The following is a 20,286-nucleotide window of genomic DNA, read 5'->3' on the forward strand; positions in this document are numbered from 1 at the left end:
GCGACCACCCGTCGCCGACATCGACCCCTCGTGGGTCAGGGAGTGAGCACCGCACTTGTCCGGAATCAAGACAACCGGCCAGAAACGACTCGTCCTCGTCTCGGGGCGAGCACACCCGGCGCTCTCTGCCGAGATCGCGGAGGAGCTCGGGGTCGACCTCGTGCCGACCGATGCCCGGACCTTCGCGAACGGTGAGCTCTACGCCCGCTTCGACGAGTCGGTCCGTGGCTGCGACGCCTTCGTCATCCAGTCGCACACCGCGCCGATCAACGAGTGGCTCATGGAGCAGCTCATCATGGTCGACGCGCTGAAGCGTGCCTCGGCGAAGCGCATCACGGTCGTGGCGCCGTTCTACCCGTACGCCCGACAGGACAAGAAGGGCCGTGGCCGCGAGCCGATCTCGGCCCGCCTCGTCGCCGACCTGTTCAAGGCCGCCGGCGCGCACCGCATCATGAGCGTCGACCTGCACGCCGCGCAGATCCAGGGCTTCTTCGACGGCCCCGTCGACCACCTGTTCGCCATGCCGGTGCTGCTCGAGCGCTTCCGTCAGATCCTCGACCCGAAGACGCTCACCGTCGTGTCGCCCGACATGGGCCGCGTCCGTGTCGCCGACATCTGGTCCGAGAAGCTCGGCGCCCCGCTCGCCATCATCCACAAGCGCCGCGACCCGCTCGTGCCGAACCAGGTCTCGGTGCACGAGATCGTCGGAGACGTCAGCGGCCGCGTGTGCCTGCTCGTCGACGACCTCATCGACACCGGCCGCACGATCGCCAAGGCTGCCGAGGCGCTGAAGAACGCCGGCGCCACGGGTGTCGTCGTCGCCGCGACCCACGCCGTGTTCTCCGACCCGGCCACCGAGCTGCTGCAGAGCGAGTTCATCGACCGCGTGGTCGTGACGGACACCCTGCCCCTGCCGATGGACAAGCGCTGGGACCGCCTCGAGGTCCTGCCGATCGCCCCGCTCATCGCCCGTGCCATCCACGAGGTCTTCGACGACGGTTCCGTGACGTCGATGTTCGATGGCGCAGCGTAGCGGAGCCGTCGAACCATGGGCACAGCCGACGGCGCAGGACCATCTCCGCGACGTGACGTGTCCCGTTGCCCGTGGTGACCCATCCCGCGCGTGACGCCCTCGCGGCCCGGCTCCGGGCCGCGGGGAGCGTCTTCGCCGAGGACGAAGCCGACCTGTTGCTCGAGGCCGGTGACGGTGAGCCGGTGCGACTCCGGAGCCTCGTGCAGCGTCGGCTGGCCGGTGAGCCGCTGGAGTACGTGCTCGGGTGGGCCGCCTTCGACGGGCACCGTATCCGTGTGACGCCCGGCGTCTTCGTGCCGCGAACCCGCACCACCGTCGTCGTCGAGCAGGCTGCGCGTCGGCTGCAGCGCTACGACCGCGTGGTCGACCTGTGCTGCGGTGCCGGCGCGATCTCGGTGGCCCTGTTCGGTCGGGTCGGCGCGCTCGACCTCGTCGCCACTGACATCGACCCCGACGCCGTCGACGTCGCAGCCGAGAACATCGGCGACCGCGGCATCGTCGTCGCCGGAGACCTGTTCGCGCCGCTGCCCGATCGGTTCCGCGGGGCCGTGGCGGTCATCGCGGTGAACGCCCCCTACGTGCCGACGGCCTCGATCGAGCTCATGCCGAGCGAGGCCCGCGAGCACGAGCACCGTGTCGCCCTCGACGGTGGTGCGGACGGCCTCGACCTGCACCGCCGGATCGCTGCGGGTGCGGGGGAGTGGCTCCGCCCCGGTGGTGCTGTCGTCATCGAGGTGTCCGAGGCCCAGGCCGAAGCGTCCGCCGCTGCGTTCACGGCCGCCGGCTTCTCCGCCGTGGTCGAGCGGGACGCCGAGGTCGACGGCACCTGTGTCGTCGCGACACTGCCCGCCTGACCACGGCCCGTCCGCCTGCCTGGCCCGGTGCCAGTCTGGCCGTGGTGCCGAGTGGTCACGACATGCCGCTCAGGTTCGTCGAGGTGGCACGAAGTGTCGCCTGAGCGTTCGCCTACCGACGCTTTCTGCGCCCCCGGCGTTACGCACGTGGCGTGTCGCGCGACCACGGCGAGGGGTGGGGCGGGCTGTCACCGGGCCTCCAGGCCGTCTGGTGACCGGAGCGCGTCGGCGCCGAGTGGTCACGACATGCCGCTCAGGTTCGTCGAGGCGGCACGAAGTGTCGCTTGAGCGTTCGCCTACCGACGCTTTCTGCCATCTCGACGGCCGTCTGCGGGCGTGTCGCGGACTCGCTCCAGGACGGTCAGCGCGCGTCGACCGTCACCGTGTGCCAGCCCGTCGCACCGTTGGGCGCCGGCGGCCGGTCCACGCTCGTCTGCACCTCGCCGTCCGCACTGGTCGCGCGCACTTCGATGCGGTGCGAGCCGGCGGTCGGCGTCCACCGCACCACCCACTGCCGCCAGGTGTCCGCGGAGACCGAGTCGGCGAGTTCGGCGCGCTGCCAGTCGCCGCCTCCGACGCGGATCTCGACGGCCTTCACGCCCTTGTGCGGCTGCCACGCGACCCCCGCGATCGCGACCGGCTTGCCCGCGGTCACGGTCGACCCGTTCCGCGGGGTGTCGATGCGGGACTCGAGCTTGACCGGGCCACGCTCCGACCAGCCACGCGGTGTCCAGTAGCCCTGCGCGTCGGCGAACCGGGTGACCTCGAGTTCGGTGACCCACTTCGTCGCCGAGACGTACCCGAACAGGCCCGGCACGACCATCCGCACCGGGAACCCGTGCTCGGTCGGCAGGGGCTCGCCGTTCATCCCGACCGCGAGCAGCGCCGCGGTGCCTTGGTCCTGCAGCACGTCGAGCGGGGTGCCGGCGGAGAATCCGTCGATGCTCCGTGAGAGCACCATGTCGGCATCGCCTGTCGGACGTGCCCGGGCGAGGAGCTCCCGGATGGGGTAGCCCAGCCAGCGGGCCGTGCCGATGAGGTCACCGCCGACCTCGTTCGACACGCAGCTCAGGGTGGCCACGTGCTCCTCGAGGGGCAGCGCGAGCAGTTCGTCCCACGTCAGCGTGATCTCGTTCTCGACCGCGCCGTGGATGCGGAGCGACCAGTCGGCGGGGTCGACCTGCGGTACCCGCAGGGCCGTGTCGATCCGGTAGAAGTCGGCGTTCGGCGTGATGTACGGGGTGATGCCGTCGACGTCGAGCGACGCACCCGCGGGGACCGCCGGTGCAGCGGTCGCCGCGGCGGGCAGCCGGATGGCCCGCCTGGCAGCAGCGGCCGCCTGCATCGCGGACGACCCCAGCCGGGAGGCGGTGCCCACCACGACCGCGACGGTCGCCGTCGCGACGCCCCAGACCAGGAACGTCCGGCGCTCCGTCGACGCGGGTCGCGGTGCCGCCGTCGGCACGGTCGCCGCGGCCTCCCACCGGCGCAGCCGCTGGAGCAGCAGGCGCAGGACGACCACCGCTGCCGCGATGCCGAGGACCGTCGGGGCGCCGTCGAGGGTCCCGCTGCCCGAGCGGGTGCTGACGGCAAGCAGCGCCAGCACACCACCGGCGGCGAACACGAGGGCACCGAAGGGCGGTCGTGCACGTTCGAGGACACCGGCACCGGCGCTGATCGCGATGACGATCACCGTCATGAGCACGAACAGGGCGACCTTGTCCCCGGTGCCGAACACGGCGACCATGAAGTCCTTCGCACCCGGGGGAGCGAGGTCGATGACGGCGGATCCGACGGCGACCAGGGGGCTGCCCGCTCCGCCGAGCAGCAGCGCGCCGAACTCGGCGACACCGAGGAACGCGGCGGCGGCCACGACGCCGACGATCGCGGCGATCAGCGTCCAACGTCGGGTCGAAGGGGCATCGGGCCCGCCCGGGCCGTCCGACGGACCCGCCGTCGGTCGACCGATCGGTTCGTCCGTCGTCTCGGTGTTCACCGCCCGAGCGTAGGTCGCCCGGCCGCTCGTGGGCTGTGTGTGCGCGCTTCCCCGCGCGTTCATCGGGTTCGGCCAGCAGGTGGCGCGCGGCTCGTGGGAGGATCGGACCGTGCTGCAGCGTCCGGATGGTGTCCCGCGGTCCGGTCGTGCCCGCGGTGCACGGCGGACACCGATGTCTCCAGCACGTCGACTCGCCACCCTGCGCTGGGTCATCGTCGCCGTCTGGCTGGTCCTCCTGATCACCCGGATCATCGTTGTCTCGACGGCGCCGGGCGTCGACCTCTCCTGGTACGGCATCGTCGAGTTCGGCGCGATCGCGCTCGGCGTCGTGGTCATCGTGGTCGCCGTCGTGCGGACCGCGACGGCACGGCGGCGGCAGGCGGACGAGGCCCTCGCGCTCGCCATCCGGCGGATCGACCCGACGGTGTGGCTCGTCCCGGCGGCGCCGACACCGGAACTCCGTGGCATCGTCGATGAAGTCCGTCCGGACACCCACCTCGGTTCGCGCGTGACCTGGGCCTTCGGTGCCACCGAGGCCTCCCTGTGGGAACTCGACGAACGGCGGGCGACCCGGCTGCTCGTGATCCGGTGGAGTCGTGTCGTGCACGTCGGACTGGAAGACGTGGCGGACGGCGTAGACGGCTCGGACGGCTCGGACGGCTCGGGGCGAGACGGTGGCTCCGAGCGCCCTGGCCGTTCCGCTGGCGCTCGCCGCGCGTGTGCGGTGGCGATCCACCACGTGCGACCGGACGACACCCCCGCGGTGGCGACGTTCTTCGTGCGGACCGCCCCCGGTTCGCGTCGGCTGCTCGGGCGCGGTCCACGGCTTGACCGGCTCGTCGCCGACCTGGCACGGGAACGCATCGTCGCCTGACGCAACGGAGGGCCCCGTGGTCAGCGAGGCCCTCCTTGCAGAACCCGCACCGACCTCCGTGGTCGGCAGCGGGTGCTGTCGTCAGTGCGTGGACGGCTCCTGCTCGACCTCGCGGCGGTCGTCGTCGGACCACAGCGTGTGGAAGGTGCCGTCCTTGTCGATGCGCTGGTAGGTGTGTGCGCCGAAGAAGTCGCGCTGGCCCTGGATCAGCGACGCGGGCAGACGGTCGGACGCGAGCGAGTCGAAGTACGACAGCGCGGACGAGAAGCCCGGCGCGGGGACGCCTGACGCAGCCGCGATGCCGACGATGCGGCGCCAGGCGGCTTCGCCCTCGGCCACCGCGTTCGCGAAGTACGGGTCGACCAGCAGCGACTCGAGCTTCGGGTTCTCGGCGTACGCCTCGACGATGCGGTTCAGGAACTGGGCCCGGATGATGCAGCCGCCCCGCCAGATCTTCGCGACGTTGCCGAGGTCGATGTCCCAGCCGTACTCCTTCGCCCCGGCGATGATGAGGTCGAACCCCTGCGCGTACGCGACGACCTTCGAGGCGTAGAGCGCCGCACGGACGTCGTCGGCGAAGGTGTCCGGCACCTCGGCGATCTGCGGACGGTTCTTGACCGACTGCTGCACGGCGGCACGCTGCGTCGGCTTCGAAGACACCGCGCGGGCGAACACGGCTTCGCCGATACCCGAGACGGGGATGCCCAGGCCCACGGCGTTCTGCACGGTCCAGACGCCGGTGCCCTTCGAGCCGGCCGCGTCACGGATGACGTCGACGAGCGGCTTGCCGGTGTCGGCGTCACGCTGCTTGAGGACCTCACCGGTGATCTCGATCAGGTAGGACTCGAGGTCGCCCTTGTTCCACTCGTCGAAGACCTGCACCAGGTCCTCCACCGAGAGTCCGCCGACGCGACGGAGCAGGTCGTACGACTCGGCGATGAGCTGCATGTCGGCGTACTCGATGCCGTTGTGCACCATCTTGACGAAGTGTCCGGCGCCGTCGGTGCCGATGTGGGTCACGCACGGTTCGCCTTCGGCGACCGCGGCGATCGACCTCAGGATCGGCCCGAGCGTCTCCCAGGCCTCCTTCGAGCCACCGGGCATGATCGACGGACCCTTGAGGGCGCCCTCTTCGCCGCCGGAGATGCCGGTACCGACGAAGTTCAGGCCCTTCTCGCGCAGGTCGTGCTCACGTCGGATGGTGTCGTGGAAGTTCGCGTTGCCGCCGTCGACGATGATGTCGCCCGGTTCGAAGCGTTCGGCGAGCTGTCCGATCACGGCGTCGGTGCCCTTGCCGGCCTGCACCATGATGATGGCGGTCCGGGGCTTCGACAGCGAGGCGACGAACCCGTCGATGTCCTCGGACGCGATGAACCCGGCGTCGCCGTGCTCCTGGAGCAGCTCCTCGGTGCGGGCGTAGGTGCGGTTGTAGACCGCCACCGTGTTGCCTTCGCGCGATGCGAGGTTGCGGGCGAGGTTCGAGCCCATCACTGCGAGTCCGACGACTCCGATGTTCGCCTGACCGTTGTTGTCTGCCACGAGGGCCTCCTTTGTCCTGACGTTGGCGCCCAACCTACGACCGGCGGTCTGGGATCGCACAGGTGTTGCGGGAACTGGGGACCAGAGTTCACCGGATCAATACTGTGGAGGGATGAGCGAGCTCGCTGTCCACCCGCCCGTCCTCGTGATGGGGGTCTCCGGCTCCGGCAAGTCCACCATCGGCCAGGCGCTCACCGACGCCCTGGTCGCGCAGGGCGAACCGTGCGTCTTCGTCGACGCCGACGACCTGCACCCGGTCGCCAACAAGGAGAAGATGCGGCAGGGGATCCCGCTCACCGACGAGGACCGCTGGTCGTGGCTCGACGCCTGCGCCGAGCGGATCGCCGCGGTCGAATCGGACGGCTCCCGGTGCGTGATGGCGAACTCGGCGCTCAAGCGCGCCTACCGGGACCGTCTGCGCGCGTCCGCGCCGGGGCTCGTCATCGCCTTCCTCGACGGGTCGCGCGACCTGATCGCCGAACGGCAGTCCCACCGCCAGCACGAGTACATGCCGACGACGCTGCTCGACTCGCAGTTCGCGACCCTCGAGCGGCCGCAGCCCGACGAGGCCGCCGTCGCGGTGTCGATCGACGGATCGGTCGACGACACCGTGCGGGAGATCCTCGCCGCGCTCGCGGTCACCACCGCCTGACGAGCGTCGACGACCCGCGACGGATCCGGGCAGTTCCTCCACAGGGCGCAGCGCGGCCGTCGCCATCCCCAACCGATCCCCGGTCCCGTCCGCGTCGAGGGAGACGCTCGTACCGTCGCTCCATGACCACGATCACTGCCGCGCGTTCAGATACCACTCTTGATACCATCGACCCCATGGCCATGACCCTCCGACTCGACGACGACGAGGCAGCGGCGTTGCGCAAGCGTGCTGACCTCGAGGAGCGCTCGATGCAGGACGTCGCGCGCGCCGCCATCCGCGAGTACGTCGAGCAGCACAGCCGCAGCGATCTGATCGACGGCATCCTCGACCGAGAACTCCCGCGCTACGCCGAGGCGCTCGAACGACTCGGCAAGTGATCCACCTCACGACCGACGAGGCGTTGCACGTCGCTCGTCGGACCCTGGGAGCTGACTACGCGATCCGCGACGTCGGACTGCTCGAGGCGGCGGTCGCGCGACCCGCCGCGTCGGTGGGCGGGAACGACGCCTACCCGACGCTGGTCGAGAAGGCGGCGGCGCTCGTCCACTCCGCCGTCCGGAACCACGCCCTGGTCGACGGCAACAAGCGCCTCGGGCTCATGCTGCTCGTGGTCTTCCTCGGCGTGAACGGCGTCCGGCTCCACGCCTCGAACGACCAGGCGTACGACTTCATCGTCGCGATCGCCGAGGGGGAACTCGATTCCGTGCCGGAGATCGCTGCTGCTCTGACCTCGATGGTCTCGGACGCCTGATCGACAGCGCGGCGGCCGTCAGCCGTCGGCGATCAGCGGCGCACCGCACTGATCGCCCCGTGCGGCCGGTGCTCCGGAGCCGTGTGGGTGTGGACGTCCACGACGTCGAAGCCCGCTCCGTCCAGTAGCGCCGCCAGGGACGCGACCGGCCAGCGGTACGCGGTGACGACCGCGTGGTCGAAGGCCTCGACCGCGGCGCCCTCGAAGAACCCGAGCAGCAGCCCACCGCCGGGAGTGAGCACCCGACGGAACTCGTCGAGTGGCCCACCGATCTGCGACGGTTCGTGGTGGATCACCGAGTACCAGGCCAGGACCCCGTCGACGCTGCCGTCCGCGAGCGGGAGCGCGTCGAGCGACCCGACCCGGAAGTCGATGTCCGCGTCCACCGCGCCGTGCGTCCGTCGTGCGTGCTCGACGAACTCCGGCACCGCGTCGATGCCGCTGACACGGTGCCCCTGCCGTGCGAGGTGCGCCGTCCAGTGACCGGGGCCGCACCCGGCGTCGACCAGGGGACGGCTGCGACCGGCTGCCCAGGCGTCGACGAGGGCTCGGTCGTCGGGGTGGACGGTGTCCATCGACCCGAGCAGCGCCGCGTACTCGTCGGCCCGAGCGCCGTACGCCGCCGTCACCCGCTCCGTCATGCGCCCGACCGTACCGCCGCAGCGCCGAACCGTGCGAGGTTCCGTGTTCCGTGCGACCCGGCACCCCTCGCACCACGCACGGAACCTCGCACCACGCGGCAGCGCGGCGCCCGCCAGCGTCAGAGCTTGAACGTCGCCTTCGGGATGTCGGACACGATGCGGCGGGCGGTGCGGACGGCGTCCTCCTCCGAGACCTGGTGCGTGACCACGAGCGACGCCAGGTACGCCGCGTCCGCCCGCCGTGCCATGTCGTGCCGCGCCGGGATGGAGCAGTACGCACGGGTGTCGTCGATGAACCCGGAGGTCTTGGTGAACGACGCGGAGTCGGTGACGGCCGACCGGTAGCGCCCGATGGCCGCCGGGGTGTCGATGAACCACCACGGCGCGCCCGCGTACACGGCGGGGTAGAAGCCCGCCAGCGGCCCGATCTCGCGCGAGAAGACGGTCTCGTCGACGGTGAAGAGCACGAGGTGGAACCCGGGAGCGGTGCCGAAGGACTCGAGCAGCGGCCGGAGCGGCTCGGTGAAGGACCCGACCGCCGGCAGGTCGTGCCCGGTGTCCGGCCCGAAACGCTCGAGCGTCGGGGTGTGGTGGTTCCGGATCACCCCGGGGTGCAGCTGCATGACGAGACCGTCCTCGACGCTCATCTCCGCCCAGCGGTAGAGCATGTCATGCCGGTACGCCGTCGCCTCGGCCTCGGTGACCGACGACGCATCGCGCAGTGCCGCGGCGTGGATGCGTTCCCGCTCGCTCGACGGCAGGGGAGCGGAGCCCGCGTCGAGCACTCCGGTGTCCGTGGCGGTCGCGCCGTGTTCGATGAAGTGGTGGCGACGTGCGCGGAGAGCCGCCAGCAGCCCTGCGTGGGTGCCCGTGTCGATGCCGGCGGCCTCGCCGATCGACGCGACCACGGGCCTCCAGTCCGACCGCGTCGGGTCGAACACGGCGTCCGCGCGGAACGTGGGGAGCACCCGGCCGGTGAAGCCGGGATCCGCCGCGAGCTGCGCGTGCGCAGCGAGGTCGTCCGCCGGGCCGTCCGTGGTGGCGAGGACCTCGATGCCGAAGGCGTCGAAGAGCGCGCGTGGCCGGAAGGCGGGCGACGCCAGCAGGCCGGCGAGGTGGTCGTACTGGTCGTCCGCGTTCGCCGCGGACGGCGCCTGGTCGAGCCCGAACACGTCGTGCAGCTCCGTCTCGAACCAGTAGCGCACGGGGGTCCCGAGGAAGTCGTCCCAGTGCTCCGCCAGCTGCCGCCAGATGGCTCGGCCTGGCGGCGTCGGCTCAGCGGCACCGCGCCAGCGATGCGCCGACGCCGCCGGGCGAGCCTGCGAGCCCGGGCGGGGCCCCGACAGGTCCGCGCGTCCCAGCGCGGCCAGGTCCACCCCGTTCGCGTGCAGCAGGCGGAGCACGTAGTGGTCGGGCGTGATGAGCAGCGACGCAGGGTCGCTGAACGGCTGGTCCGAGGCGATCAGCGCCGCGTCGACGTGCCCGTGCGGCGAGATGATCGGGGCGTCCTTGACCGCCTCGTACACGGTGCGTGCCACGGCTCGCGCCCCAGGGTCGGCGGGGAACAGCCGGTCGGGGTGCGGTGCGAGCCGGGTGGGGGTGCTGGTGCGGGTCATCATCGACTCCTTCGAGGGCGGCGGGTTCGCCGGTGGCGAGTGCGGGATCAGTCGTTGTGGGCGCGCGGTGCCGGCCCGGTCGACTCGCGCACGGTCAGGTGGGTGGGCAGGGCGACGGCGCCGGACATGTGCTCCCCGGGCAGTTCGTCGGCGGGCAGCGCGCCGAGCCGTCCGAGCAGCATCCGGATCGCGACCCGGCCGGCACGTTCGATCGGCGAGGTCATCGTGGTGAGCGGCGGGTTGCAGAAGTCGGCGCCGAAGATGTCGTCGCAGCCCACGATGCTCATGTCCTCGGGGACGCGGACCCCGCGCTCCCGCAGCCGGGCCAGCATCCCGATGGCGATCAGGTCGTTGAAGGCGATGCACGCGGTCGCACCGGCGTGCACGGCGGCGTCGGCAGCCGCGGCGCCGGAGTCGACGAAGGGTGCGTGCGGTCCGACCCGGGCGACGCGGATCCCCAGGCGCTTGGCGACCTGCACGAGGGCGCGCCACCGACGCTCGTTCGACCACGAGCTGTCCGGCCCGGCGACGTACAGGATCTCCCGGTGTCCCAGCGACACCAGGTGCTGCACCGCCTGCTCCACCCCGCCGGGGGTGTCGATGAGCACCGAGGGCACGCCGGTGGGGCGACGGTTCACGACGACCAGGGGGATCCGCTCGGCGAACCGGGCGATCTGCGCGTCGGACAGGCGTGACGCCGTGAGCACGACCCCGTCGGCCTTCGCCCCGACGGCGGTGAGTGCGGCCATCTCGGCGTCGGCGGACTCCTCGGTGTCGACGAGCAGCTGCGTCCAGCCGGCCCCGGCGAGCTGGTGCTGGGTGCCGCGGATGACGTCGAAGTAGAAGGGGTTCGTGATGTCGGACACGAGCACGGCGACGGCGCGGGTGCGGCCGGAGGTCAGTGCCCGGGCCTGCGAGTTGGCGACGTAGCCGAGCTCGCGGGCCGCCCGCTGGATGCGCTCCTGGGTGACGGGGTTGACCCGGTCGGGCAGGGACAGGGCGCGGGAGACGGTGGACGCGGCGACCCCGGTGGCGTCAGCGATGTCGCGGATAGTGACGCGACGCGCGGCACCAGCGGCGGCGCCGGCAGCGCGAGCACCAACGGCGGCGCCCGCGCCAGCGGCGACGGCGCCACCAGCACCGCCCGCGGCACCGCCCGTGCGCCCGCCGCCGTCCGTCGAGAGGTCCTTCACGAGGCCGAACGTATTCGCCTCTGGCAACAAGTGGCAACCGGTTGCCGCATGTTGCCAACGGCGGAACAGTGGTGCCACCGAGCAGCGCCGCTCGGAGGAGGTCTCGAGGAGGAAACCCCCGTGAAGACGCGAAGACTGCAAGTCCGCACCATCGTCGGTGCCGTCGCCGTGGTCGCCCTCGCCGCACTGTCCCTGCAGGGATGTGCCGTGGTGAACGGCAGCGGCGACGACCCGAACACCCTCCGCGTGATGATGGGCGCGGACACCACCTACCCCAAGGAACGCAAGCAGTGGCAGCGGGAGACCGCCGCCGAGTTCAAGCGCACGACCGGTGCGGACATCCAGTGGGAGACCTACTCGTCCGCGCAGGAGGAGTTGACCGCGATCCAGACGAGCGTCATCTCCGGGCAGGGCCCCGACGTCTACGCGATCGGCACCACCTTCACCCCGACCGCGTACGCCACCGGTGCCTTCGTCGAGATGGGCACGAAGGAGTGGGACGCGATCGGCGGCAAGGACCAGTTCGACCCCGCGTCGTTCGGCATCTCCGGTCCGAGTGCGTCGAAGCAGATCGGGATCCCGTTCGCCAGCCGTCCGTTCGTGATGGCGGTGAACAAGGACCTGCTCGCGAAGGCCGGCATCACCGACATGCCCACCACGTGGGACGAGCTCACCGCCGACGCGAAGGCCACCACGGGTGACGGACGCCACGGGATGGCGATCGCCTACGCCGACGGCTTCGACCCCTGGAAGTTCGTGTGGGGGATGGCCCAGAACGCCGGCAACACGATCGTCGACGGCTCGAAGGCCGAGATCGACAGCACGGCCGTCGAGAACGCCTACCGCACCTACTTCGACTGGGTCACGAAGGACGGCGTCGTCGACCCGGCCGCGATCGGCTGGAACAACGCCCAGGCCCTCGCGCAGTTCACCGAGGGCAAGGCCGCGTTCTTCCCGATGACGACCACCACCGCCATCAACTCCTTCACGGACACCAAGGTCGACGGCAAGTACGAGTTCGCCCTGCTGCCGACCGTCCCCCCGGGGGCGTCCGAGCGGCCGTCCGACGGGATCGAGGCCGCCAGCATCCTGTCCGGCGACAACTGGGTCGTCGCCGACTACGGCACCAAGCAGGAGCTGTCGTTCGCGTTCGTCAAGCAGCTCAGCGCCCCGAAGGCCCAGCTCGAGTACTACGACTTGTTCGGCAACCTGCCGACCAACGCGTCGGCCGCCGCCGACCTGGCAGCCGACAACCCGCAGCTCAAGCCGATCATCGACGCCGGCCGCCTGTCCAAGCCGACCGCGTTCACCGGCGCCTGGTCCGACATCCAGCTCGCCCTGGTCGACGTGGTCGTGCAGTCGATCCCGTCGCTGAAGTCCGGCGAGGTCACCGACGACCAGCTCCGCAAGCGACTGCAGGACGCCCAGAAGGACGCCCAGGCCACCCTCGACCGTCAGAAGAACGGAGGTCTGTGATGACCAGCACGCAGACCAGGCCCCGCACCGACGCGGCGCCGCCCCGGCCGGTCCGCCCGGCCGGCAAGACGCCCCTCTACAAACGCGAGCGCCCGCTGTGGATGCTCCTGCCCGGCGGGGTCCTCATGCTCGCCGTCATCGTGGTGCCGCTCCTGGTGGGCTTCTGGATCGCGATGCTCGACCTCGACCAGTACACGCTCCGCCAGTGGTTCAGTGCCCCGTTCGTCGGGTTCGCGAACTTCACCGAGGCGTTCACGAACTCGCCGCTGCTGCACTCCATCTGGATCTCGGTGTCGCTGTCGGTGCTCGTCACCGCGGTGACCGTGCCGATCGGGGTCGCCGCCGCGATCTCGACGCAGAACCGGTTCCCCGGTCGCGGGCTCGTCCGATCGATCTACCTGATCCCGTACGTGCTCCCGGCATTCGTCGTCGGCACGTTCTTCCGCACGATGCTCCAGCCGCAGGGGGTCGTGAACTCGATCCTGCACACCGACGTGCTGTGGCTGAACGGCTCGGCGTCGTACTGGGCGCTCGCCGGCGTGATGATCTGGACGAGCTGGCCCTTCGTCTACCTGCTGTCCCTGGCCGGACTGCAGGCCGTGGACAACGAGGTGCACGAGGCCGCCGCGCTGGACGGGGTGACCTGGTGGGCGAAGCTGCGGTACATCATCTTCCCGTACCTGCGCGGACCCCTCAGCCTCGCGGTGATCATCTCGATCCTGCACAACATCAACAACTTCACGCTGCCGTTCGTGCTGTTCGGCATCCCGCTGCCGTCCAGCGTCGAGGTGATGCCCGTCCTGACGTACATCGCGAGCTTCCAGTCGTTCCGCTTCGGCCTGTCCGCCGCGATGGCGATCTGCTCGCTCGTGATCGTGGCGATCCCGCTGTTCGTCTACCTGCGGGCGGTCAAGCTCGACACCGGCGACGACGCCGGCCCCAACCGGAAGCAGCGTCGCGCCGACCGCGCCACGCTCGCCGCCGCGCCGACCGCCGCCGACATCGACGGAGCACGCGCATGACCACCCCGAGCACGTCCTTCAGCACCCGCACCCGCCCCACCGCGACGCTCACCGAGAGCATCACGACCGGCAACGGCGGGCGACGGAGCAAGCGTCCCTACGACACCGACGTCACCCGGCTGCTGCCGCGCTGGCTGCTCGTCACCGTCATCGCGGTGATCATCGCGTTCATCGCCGTGCCGGTGCTCTACATCCTGTTCGGCTCCGTCAACTCCGACGTCGCCGTCGCCCGCGGCGAGTACTTCCCGTCCGAGTTCACGCTGTCGAACTACGTCGAGATCTGGTCGACGGTCGCCCTCGGCGAGGGACTGGTGAACTCGATGCTCACCGCCGGTGCCGTCGCCGTCGCGAGTGCCGCGCTCGCCGTGTCCACGGCCTACGTGCTCGTCCGGTTCCGGTTCCTCGGGCGGCTGACGATCCTGCGTGGGCTCCTCGCCCTGCAGTCGATCCCCGGCACGCTCCTGCTCCTGCCGGTCTTCGTGGTGTTCTCGAACATCGCCAGCGCCACCGGCGTGCAGATCATCGGCACCCGCTGGGGCCTGTTCGTCACCTACCTGACCTTCGCCCTGCCGTTCTCGACGTGGGTCATGGTCACCTACCTGCGCGGCCTGCCGAAGGAGCTCGAGGAAGCGGCGCGCATCGACGGCGCCAGCTCGACGAAGATCCTGACGAAGATCGTCCTCCCGCTGTCGTGGCCCGGCATCGTCGTGTCCGCGATCTTCGCCTTCCTGCTCGGCTGGAACGACGTCCTGTTCTCCACGATCATGACGACCCCGAACACCCGGACGGTCGCCGTGGTCCTGCAGGTGCTCGGCACCACCCAGGAGGGCGGCGCCGTCCCGATCTACGGCCAGATGATGGCCGCCTCGATCGTCTGCGCCGTCCCCGTCGTCGCCCTGTACCTGATCTTCCAGCGCTACCTGGTCGGCGGGCTCACCGCCGGCTCCGTCAAGTAGCGCTGTGCAGTCTGCCGACTTGTCCACAGACTGCCTGGAGGCGCGGTGCCAGCCCGCCCCGCGCCTCCAGGCTGGTCGCATGAAGGGAATGCAATGACCCAGCCCAGTTGGGAACTCTCCGGTTTCGGCGACGAGATCGACGCCGATCCGGTCGTCCAGGTCGCGGTCCTCCAGGCGCTCGGCGCGAGCGCCATCGAGGTCCGCAGCGCCTGGGGCGTCAACGTCGTCGACCTCGACGAGGACCAGCTCGCCGGCCTCCACCGGCTGCTCGACGAGCGCGGGCAGAACGTGTCCGCGATCGCCTCGCCGATCGGCAAGGTGCCCGTCGACGAGCCCGTCGAGCACGAGGTGTCACGGCTCGCCCGTGCGATCCGTGCCGCGCACGCCCTCGGCACGACGAACATCCGGATCTTCTCGTTCTACTTCGAGGGCCGCAGCCCCGACGACGTCCGCGACGACGTCCTCGTCCGGATGCGAGCGCTGGCCGACCTCGCCGAGCGCGAAGGCGTGACCCTGCTGCACGAGAACGAGAAGGACATCTACGGCGATGTCCCCGCGCGCGTGCTCGACATCGTCGAGAGCGTCGGTTCGTCCGCGCTCCGCCTGGCCTGGGACAACGCGAACTACGTGCAGTGCGGCGTCCGGCCCTTCACCGACGGCTGGGAGCAGCTCGCCCCGTACGTCGACTACCTGCAGGTCAAGGACGCCCTCGCCGCCGACTCGTCGGTGGTCCCCGCGGGCGAGGGTGACGGCGAACTGCTCCAGACCCTCACCGCGCTCCGCGACGCCGGGTACTCCGGGTACGCGTCGCTCGAACCGCACCTCAGCGATTTCACCTCCCTCGGCGGGTTCTCCGGTCCCGCGGCCTTCGGTCGTGCCGGCCGGGCCTTCCGCACCCTCACCGACCAGATCGGAGTCACCCTGCGATGACCGAACCCACCAACCCGCTCCGCCTGGCCGTCGTCGGCGCCGGTGTCATCGGACGCCACCACGCCACCGTCGCTGTCCACCACCCCGACCTGCAGGTCGTCGCCCTCGTCGACGCCGTGCCCGAAGCCGCCACGAGCGCAGCCGACGCAATCGAGGAGCTGGGCGTCGCCCGCCCGATCACGACGTCCACCATCGAGGAGGCGATCGACCAGACCGACATCGACGTCGTCGCGATCTGCTCGCCGTCCGGCATGCACGTGCAGCTCGCCGAGGCCGCCCTGGCCGCCGGCAAGCACGTCGTCATCGAGAAGCCGCTCGACACCACGATGCCCCGGGCCCGGCAGATCGCGGCGCTCGCCGCAGCCGCTCGTGACCGCGGGCTCGTCACGAGCGTCATCAGTCAGCACCGCTTCGACCCGGCGTCGGCGGCCGTCGCCCGGGTCGCGCACGACGGCGGGTTCGGCACCGTGACCTCGGGGCTCGCGAGCGTCGCGTGGTACCGGTCGCAGGGGTACTACGACTCCGGTGACTGGCGCGGCACCTGGGCGCTCGACGGCGGCGGCGCGGTGATGAACCAGGGCGTGCACACCGTCGACCTGCTCGTCTGGGCGCTCGGTCGTCCGGTCGAGATCTCCGCGCAGACCGGCCTGCTCGCGCACGACCGGATCGAGGTCGAGGACACCGCCGTCGCCACCGTCCGGTTCGCCGGCGGGGCGCTCGGGGTCGTCCACTGCACGACCGCCGCGTACCCGGGGCTCTCCGCCCGGTACGCCGTGTACGGCACGCACGGCTCCGCCATCGTCGACGACGACCGGCTCGCGTACTTCCACATCGCCCCGGACACCGCCACGCTCGAGTCCGCGTCCACCACGTCGAACGCCACCGCGGTCGCCGGTGCGGTCGACCAGAAGGACCGGATCGTCCCGCCCGAGCACGTCGTCGGCGGCCCGGCTGAACCCGACCACTTCGCCGCGGGGCACGCTCGGCAGTACACGGACATCGTCGACGCGATCCGGCAGGGACGCGAACCAGGTGTCACCGTCGACGCGGCCCTGGTGTCGCTCGCCACCGTCCGCGGGCTCTACGTCAGCGCGACGCTCGGGCAACCCGTCCGCATCGACGACGTGATCGAGGGCAAGTACGACGATGTGGTGCCGGTCGTCGGCACACCCGCCACCGCCAGCGCGACCGAAGGAGCCACCCGATGAAGTTCTCCGTGTTCACCGCCTCCACCCCCGACTGGACCCCGTCCGAAGCCGCCGAGACCCTGGCCGCGCAGGGCTGGGACGGCATCGAGTGGCGCATCGTCGACGACCGCCCGGCCGACGGCGTCGAGGTCCCCGCTGAGCGGTCGTTCTGGGCGGGCAACAACTCGACCTGGCAGTACACGGGCATCCGCGACCGGGTCGGCGAGATCGCCCGGGTCACCGACGCCGCCGGGCTCGAGTACTCGGGCATCGGCGGCTACCAGCCGGCCGCCGACCACGACGGCGTCGAGACCATGCTGCGCGTGACCAGCGAACTCGGCGCCCGGCAGGTCCGCGTCACGATGCCGCACTACCGTGCCGAGCAGGAACGCACCGGTGAGACCTACCCGCAGCTCTTCGACCGCACCCGCGCCGACCTCGAGTGGGTCGCGTCGCGTGCCTCGGAGCTCGGCGTGAAAGCACTCGTCGAGCTGCACCACATGACGATCACGCCGTCGGCCTCCGCGGCACTGCGACTGATCGACGGTCTCGACCCCGCACACGTCGGCGTCATCCACGACCTCGGCAACCTCGTGATCGAGGGGTACGAGGACCACCTCGCCGCGTTCGAACTGCTCGGGCCGTACCTGGCACACGCCCACGTGAAGAACGCCCGCTGGGTCGACACCGGCGACACCCGTGCCGACGGCAGTTCGATCTGGCAGCACGAGTGGGCACCCCTGCGCACCGGCCAGGCGTCGGTGTCCGAGTACCTCGACGCGCTCCGCCAGGTCGGGTACGACGGGTGGGTCACCATCGAGGACTTCTCCACCGACCTCCCGCTCGAGACCCGCACCGCCGACAACCTGGCGTACCTCCGCTCCCTCGTGCCGGTGTCGGCATGACCGATCGGCGTCCGGGCATCGTCCACCTGGGGGTTGGCGCGTTCGCTCGTGCCCACCTCGCCTGGTACACCGCCCACACCACGGGGGAGCCGTGGGGGATCACCGCCTTCACCGGCCGCTCGCCCGCCGCCGCGGACGCGTTGACCGCGCAGGACTGCCGGTACACGCTCGTCACCCGAGCCGCGTCCGGCGACGGAGCCGAGGTGGTCGACACGATCGTGGCCGCCCACCCGGGCAGCGACGACACGGCCTGGAGGCACGTGGTCGCGTCCCCGGAGACGACCATCGTCACGCTGACGGTCACCGAGCAGGGCTACCGGTCCGGTTCCGACGTGCCGGCGCGGCTGGTCACGGGGCTCGACGCCCGCCGTGCCGCCGGCTCCGGGCGCATCGCGCTGGTCAGTCTCGACAACCTGACGCACAACGGGGCGGTCCTGCGGGACGCCGTGCTCGACGCCGTCACCGACGACGCCCTGCGCGACTGGATCGAGGCGTACGTCACGTTCCCGAGCTCGATGGTCGACCGGATCACCCCGGCCACCACCGACGACGACGTCGCGCGCCTGTCGGAACTGCCGGGTGCGCTCGCCGGAGACCGGGTCCCCGTCGTCACCGAGCCGTTCGCCGAGTGGGTGCTCGAGGACGCCTTCGACGGGATCGATCGCCCCGCATGGGAGACCGCCGGGGTGCGCATCGTCGACGACGTCACCCCGTACGAGCAGCGGAAGCTCTGGCTGCTGAACGGCTCGCACTCGCTCCTCGCCTACCTGGGGCTGCAGCTCGGCCACGACACCGTGGCCGAGGCTTTGGGCGACCGGGTCTGTCGCACCGCCGTCGAGCAGCTCTGGGACGAAGCCGCGCTCGAGCTCCCGCTGCCCGAGGCCGAGGTCAGAGAAGCCCGCACGGCCCTGGTCGAACGGTTCGCCAACCCGCGCATCCGGCACACGCTTCGGCAGATCGCGTCCGGCGGCTCGCAGAAGCTGCCCGTCCGTGTCGTCGACGTCGTGCGGCACCGGCTCGCCCGCGACCCCTCGGCCGGCATCGGCACCGGAGCGGCCACCGCCCTCGCCGCGTGGTGGTTGCACGTCACCGAGCGACCCGACCTGGTGGACGACCCCGGTGCCCCCGGGCCAGACTCGGACGTGCACGACGTCCTGGCCGTCGTCGCGCCCGACCTCGACACCACCCCCGTGGTCGCCGCCGTGACGGCGGCGGCCGACCGCATCCGCACCGCCGCGGCACGCGCCCGCGAACGCTCCAACGGAGGAGTCCACGCATGACCGACACGACCACCACCAACCCCGCGGCCCCGGTCCCCGGCGCCACCGACAGCGGGCCGGCCGAGACCACCGCCGGCCGTCCGGACACCTGGGCCTCGGCGGACCGCGGCCAGCTGATCGAGCGGGCCGAGGTCATCGTGACCAGCCCGAACCGGAACTTCGTGACGCTCAAGCTCACCACGGCCGACGGCGTCACCGGGCTCGGCGACGCCACCCTGAACGGCCGCGAGCTCGCGGTCTCCGCCTACCTGTCCGAGCACGTCGTCCCGCTGCTCGTCGGCCGTGACGCCAGCCGCATCGAGGACGCCTGGCAGTTCCTGTACCGGTCGTCGTACTGGCGCCGTGGTCCGGTCACGATGGCCGCGATCGCCGCCGTCGACATGGCCCTCTGGGACATCAAGGCGAAGGTCGCCGGGATGCCGCTGTACCAGCTGCTCGGCGGGGCATCGCGCACCGGGCTCATGGCGTACGGCCACGCCTCGGGCAAGGAGCTGCCCGAGCTGTTCGACTCCATCCGCGAGCACCAGGAAGAGGGCTACCGCTCCATCCGGGTGCAGACCGGTGTCCCCGGCCTCGAGTCCATCTACGGCATCGCCTCGAACAGGACCACCGAGGGCAACGCCGGCGTCCGCTACGACTTCGAGCCCGCCCAGCGCGGTGCGTACCCGGCGATGGAGGACTGGGACACCCGCGCCTACCTGCGCCACGTGCCCACCGTGTTCGAGGCCGTCCGCAACGAGTTCGGCCCCGAACTGCCGCTGCTGCACGACGGCCACCACCGGATGACCCCGCTGCAGGCCGCCAAGCTCGGCAAGTCGCTCGAGCCCTACGACCTGTTCTGGCTCGAGGACTGCACCCCCGCCGAGAACCAGGAGGCCCTGAAGCTCGTCCGGCAGCACACCACGACGCCGCTGGCGATCGGCGAGGTCTTCAACACCATCTGGGACTTCAAGGACATCATCCGCGACCAGCTCATCGACTACGTCCGCGGTGCCGTCACGCACATGGGCGGCGTCACGCCGCTCAAGAAGACGATGGAGTACGCGGCGCTCTACCAGGTCAAGTCCGGCTTCCACGGGCCGACCGACATCTCCCCGGTGGGCCTTGCCGCGCAGATGCACCTCGGGCTCGCGATCCACAACTTCGGCATCCAGGAGTACATGCAGCACGGACCGCAGACCAACCAGGTGTTCCACCAGACGTTCACGTTCACCGACGGCTACCTGCACCCGGGTGACGAGCCGGGCCTCGGGGTCAGCCTCGACGTCGACGAAGCCGGCAAGTACCCCTACGAGCAGGCGTACCTGCCCTTCAACCGCCTGGCCGACGGCACCGTCCACGACTGGTAGTCCCTGGCATCCTGGCTGGCACAGTGGTC

Annotated in this window: 19 protein-coding genes; 14 read left to right on the forward strand and 5 right to left on the reverse strand. The window is 71.1% G+C overall.

Translation table 11 applies throughout. The features are described from left to right. Positions 1–55: 55 nt before the first annotated feature. Entirely contained in the window at positions 56–1,033 is a 978-nt protein-coding gene (locus tag DEJ04_RS13760) for a ribose-phosphate diphosphokinase (RefSeq protein ID WP_027464468.1), read from the forward strand. A gap of 74 nt (positions 1,034–1,107) precedes the next feature. Then, complete coding sequence (locus tag DEJ04_RS13765; protein ID WP_309148020.1) at positions 1,108–1,887, forward strand: putative protein N(5)-glutamine methyltransferase; 780 nt, start codon at positions 1,108–1,110, stop codon at positions 1,885–1,887. 361 nt (positions 1,888–2,248) lie between these two features. Here the strand turns inward: DEJ04_RS13765 and DEJ04_RS13770 are convergent, their stop codons facing one another. After that, positions 2,249–3,883 carry a molybdopterin-dependent oxidoreductase gene (locus tag DEJ04_RS13770; RefSeq protein ID WP_111047439.1) on the reverse strand — a complete coding sequence of 545 codons (1,635 nt, stop codon included), beginning with the start codon at positions 3,881–3,883 and terminating at the stop codon, positions 2,249–2,251. A gap of 172 nt (positions 3,884–4,055) precedes the next feature. On the opposite strand from DEJ04_RS13770, the gene DEJ04_RS13775 reads away from it, so the two are divergent. Continuing rightward, on the forward strand, positions 4,056–4,757 hold the full coding sequence (locus tag DEJ04_RS13775) for a hypothetical protein (RefSeq protein WP_146248715.1): 702 nt from the start codon (positions 4,056–4,058) through the stop codon (positions 4,755–4,757). Between the two features lie 81 nt (positions 4,758–4,838). Here DEJ04_RS13775 and gndA read toward each other — a convergent pair whose 3' ends face one another. Next, the gene (gndA, locus tag DEJ04_RS13780; protein ID WP_111047441.1) at positions 4,839–6,296 is read right to left on the reverse strand and encodes an NADP-dependent phosphogluconate dehydrogenase; all 1,458 of its coding nucleotides are present in this window, start codon (positions 6,294–6,296) and stop codon (positions 4,839–4,841) included. Between the two features lie 112 nt (positions 6,297–6,408). On the opposite strand from gndA, the gene DEJ04_RS13785 reads away from it, so the two are divergent. From DEJ04_RS13785 to DEJ04_RS13795, 3 genes are all read left to right on the forward strand, one after another. Beyond that, positions 6,409–6,948 carry a gluconokinase gene (locus DEJ04_RS13785; RefSeq protein ID WP_111047442.1) on the forward strand — a complete coding sequence of 180 codons (540 nt, stop codon included), beginning with the start codon at positions 6,409–6,411 and terminating at the stop codon, positions 6,946–6,948. A gap of 176 nt (positions 6,949–7,124) precedes the next feature. Then, the gene (locus DEJ04_RS13790) at positions 7,125–7,328 is read left to right on the forward strand and encodes a ribbon-helix-helix protein, CopG family (protein WP_175330845.1); all 204 of its coding nucleotides are present in this window, start codon (positions 7,125–7,127) and stop codon (positions 7,326–7,328) included. Further along, positions 7,325–7,702, forward strand: coding sequence for a type II toxin-antitoxin system death-on-curing family toxin (locus DEJ04_RS13795; RefSeq protein WP_110865036.1), 378 nt, complete (start codon positions 7,325–7,327; stop codon positions 7,700–7,702). The genes DEJ04_RS13790 and DEJ04_RS13795 overlap by 4 nt, the downstream gene beginning before the upstream one ends. A gap of 32 nt (positions 7,703–7,734) precedes the next feature. Here DEJ04_RS13795 and DEJ04_RS13800 read toward each other — a convergent pair whose 3' ends face one another. The 3 genes from DEJ04_RS13800 to DEJ04_RS13810 form a co-directional block, all read right to left on the reverse strand. Continuing rightward, positions 7,735–8,343 carry a class I SAM-dependent methyltransferase gene (locus tag DEJ04_RS13800; protein WP_111047443.1) on the reverse strand — a complete coding sequence of 203 codons (609 nt, stop codon included), beginning with the start codon at positions 8,341–8,343 and terminating at the stop codon, positions 7,735–7,737. A gap of 119 nt (positions 8,344–8,462) precedes the next feature. Next, complete coding sequence (uxaC, locus tag DEJ04_RS13805; protein ID WP_111047444.1) at positions 8,463–9,959, reverse strand: glucuronate isomerase; 1,497 nt, start codon at positions 9,957–9,959, stop codon at positions 8,463–8,465. A 47-nt stretch (positions 9,960–10,006) separates the two neighbouring features. Beyond that, on the reverse strand, positions 10,007–11,152 hold the full coding sequence (locus DEJ04_RS13810; RefSeq protein WP_253183723.1) for a LacI family DNA-binding transcriptional regulator: 1,146 nt from the start codon (positions 11,150–11,152) through the stop codon (positions 10,007–10,009). A gap of 120 nt (positions 11,153–11,272) precedes the next feature. Here DEJ04_RS13810 and DEJ04_RS13815 point away from each other — a divergent pair, with 120 nt between their 5' ends. The 8 genes from DEJ04_RS13815 (at position 11,273) to manD (ending at position 20,257) form a co-directional block, all read left to right on the forward strand. Then, the gene (locus DEJ04_RS13815) at positions 11,273–12,628 is read left to right on the forward strand and encodes an ABC transporter substrate-binding protein (RefSeq protein WP_181435781.1); all 1,356 of its coding nucleotides are present in this window, start codon (positions 11,273–11,275) and stop codon (positions 12,626–12,628) included. Continuing rightward, a complete protein-coding gene (locus DEJ04_RS13820; RefSeq protein ID WP_027464479.1) occupies positions 12,628–13,650 on the forward strand; it encodes a carbohydrate ABC transporter permease in 1,023 nt (340 codons plus the stop codon). Before DEJ04_RS13815 ends, DEJ04_RS13820 begins: the two co-directional genes overlap by 1 nt. Beyond that, positions 13,647–14,606 (forward strand): carbohydrate ABC transporter permease, encoded by a 960-nt coding sequence (locus DEJ04_RS13825; RefSeq protein ID WP_220032947.1) that lies wholly within the window; start codon positions 13,647–13,649, stop codon positions 14,604–14,606. The genes DEJ04_RS13820 and DEJ04_RS13825 overlap by 4 nt, the downstream gene beginning before the upstream one ends. Before the next feature lie 93 nt (positions 14,607–14,699). Further along, positions 14,700–15,536, forward strand: a complete 837-nt coding sequence (locus tag DEJ04_RS13830; protein WP_111047445.1) for a sugar phosphate isomerase/epimerase — start codon at positions 14,700–14,702, stop codon at positions 15,534–15,536. Then, positions 15,533–16,744 carry a Gfo/Idh/MocA family protein gene (locus DEJ04_RS13835; protein WP_111047446.1) on the forward strand — a complete coding sequence of 404 codons (1,212 nt, stop codon included), beginning with the start codon at positions 15,533–15,535 and terminating at the stop codon, positions 16,742–16,744. Before DEJ04_RS13830 ends, DEJ04_RS13835 begins: the two co-directional genes overlap by 4 nt. Further along, entirely contained in the window at positions 16,741–17,628 is an 888-nt protein-coding gene (locus DEJ04_RS13840) for a sugar phosphate isomerase/epimerase (protein WP_111047447.1), read from the forward strand. Before DEJ04_RS13835 ends, DEJ04_RS13840 begins: the two co-directional genes overlap by 4 nt. Beyond that, positions 17,625–18,908, forward strand: a complete 1,284-nt coding sequence (locus DEJ04_RS13845) for a mannitol dehydrogenase family protein (protein ID WP_111047448.1) — start codon at positions 17,625–17,627, stop codon at positions 18,906–18,908. The genes DEJ04_RS13840 and DEJ04_RS13845 overlap by 4 nt, the downstream gene beginning before the upstream one ends. Beyond that, on the forward strand, positions 18,905–20,257 hold the full coding sequence (gene manD, locus DEJ04_RS13850; RefSeq protein ID WP_241660452.1) for a D-mannonate dehydratase ManD: 1,353 nt from the start codon (positions 18,905–18,907) through the stop codon (positions 20,255–20,257). Before DEJ04_RS13845 ends, manD begins: the two co-directional genes overlap by 4 nt. Positions 20,258–20,286 lie beyond the last annotated feature (29 nt).

It is taken from the genome of Curtobacterium sp. MCLR17_044, from assembly GCF_003234435.1.
In the GTDB taxonomy this organism is placed as follows: domain Bacteria; phylum Actinomycetota; class Actinomycetes; order Actinomycetales; family Microbacteriaceae; genus Curtobacterium; species Curtobacterium flaccumfaciens.

Bases quoted from the DNA above. Each gene is read 5' to 3' on its own strand.
- DEJ04_RS13845 (WP_111047448.1), top strand. From the start codon at position 17,625: ATGACCGATCGGCGTCCGGGCATCGTCCACCTGGGGGTTGGCGCGTTC.
- DEJ04_RS13800 (WP_111047443.1), bottom strand. From the start codon at position 8,343: ATGACGGAGCGGGTGACGGCGGCGTACGGCGCTCGGGCCGACGAGTAC.
- DEJ04_RS13835 (WP_111047446.1), top strand. From the start codon at position 15,533: ATGACCGAACCCACCAACCCGCTCCGCCTGGCCGTCGTCGGCGCCGGT.
- manD (WP_241660452.1), top strand. From the start codon at position 18,905: ATGACCGACACGACCACCACCAACCCCGCGGCCCCGGTCCCCGGCGCC.
- DEJ04_RS13785 (WP_111047442.1), top strand. From the start codon at position 6,409: ATGAGCGAGCTCGCTGTCCACCCGCCCGTCCTCGTGATGGGGGTCTCC.
- DEJ04_RS13840 (WP_111047447.1), top strand. From the start codon at position 16,741: ATGAAGTTCTCCGTGTTCACCGCCTCCACCCCCGACTGGACCCCGTCC.
- uxaC (WP_111047444.1), bottom strand. From the start codon at position 9,959: ATGACCCGCACCAGCACCCCCACCCGGCTCGCACCGCACCCCGACCGG.
- DEJ04_RS13790 (WP_175330845.1), top strand. From the start codon at position 7,125: ATGGCCATGACCCTCCGACTCGACGACGACGAGGCAGCGGCGTTGCGC.
- DEJ04_RS13820 (WP_027464479.1), top strand. From the start codon at position 12,628: ATGACCAGCACGCAGACCAGGCCCCGCACCGACGCGGCGCCGCCCCGG.
- DEJ04_RS13830 (WP_111047445.1), top strand. From the start codon at position 14,700: ATGACCCAGCCCAGTTGGGAACTCTCCGGTTTCGGCGACGAGATCGAC.
- DEJ04_RS13775 (WP_146248715.1), top strand. From the start codon at position 4,056: ATGTCTCCAGCACGTCGACTCGCCACCCTGCGCTGGGTCATCGTCGCC.
- DEJ04_RS13825 (WP_220032947.1), top strand. From the start codon at position 13,647: ATGACCACCCCGAGCACGTCCTTCAGCACCCGCACCCGCCCCACCGCG.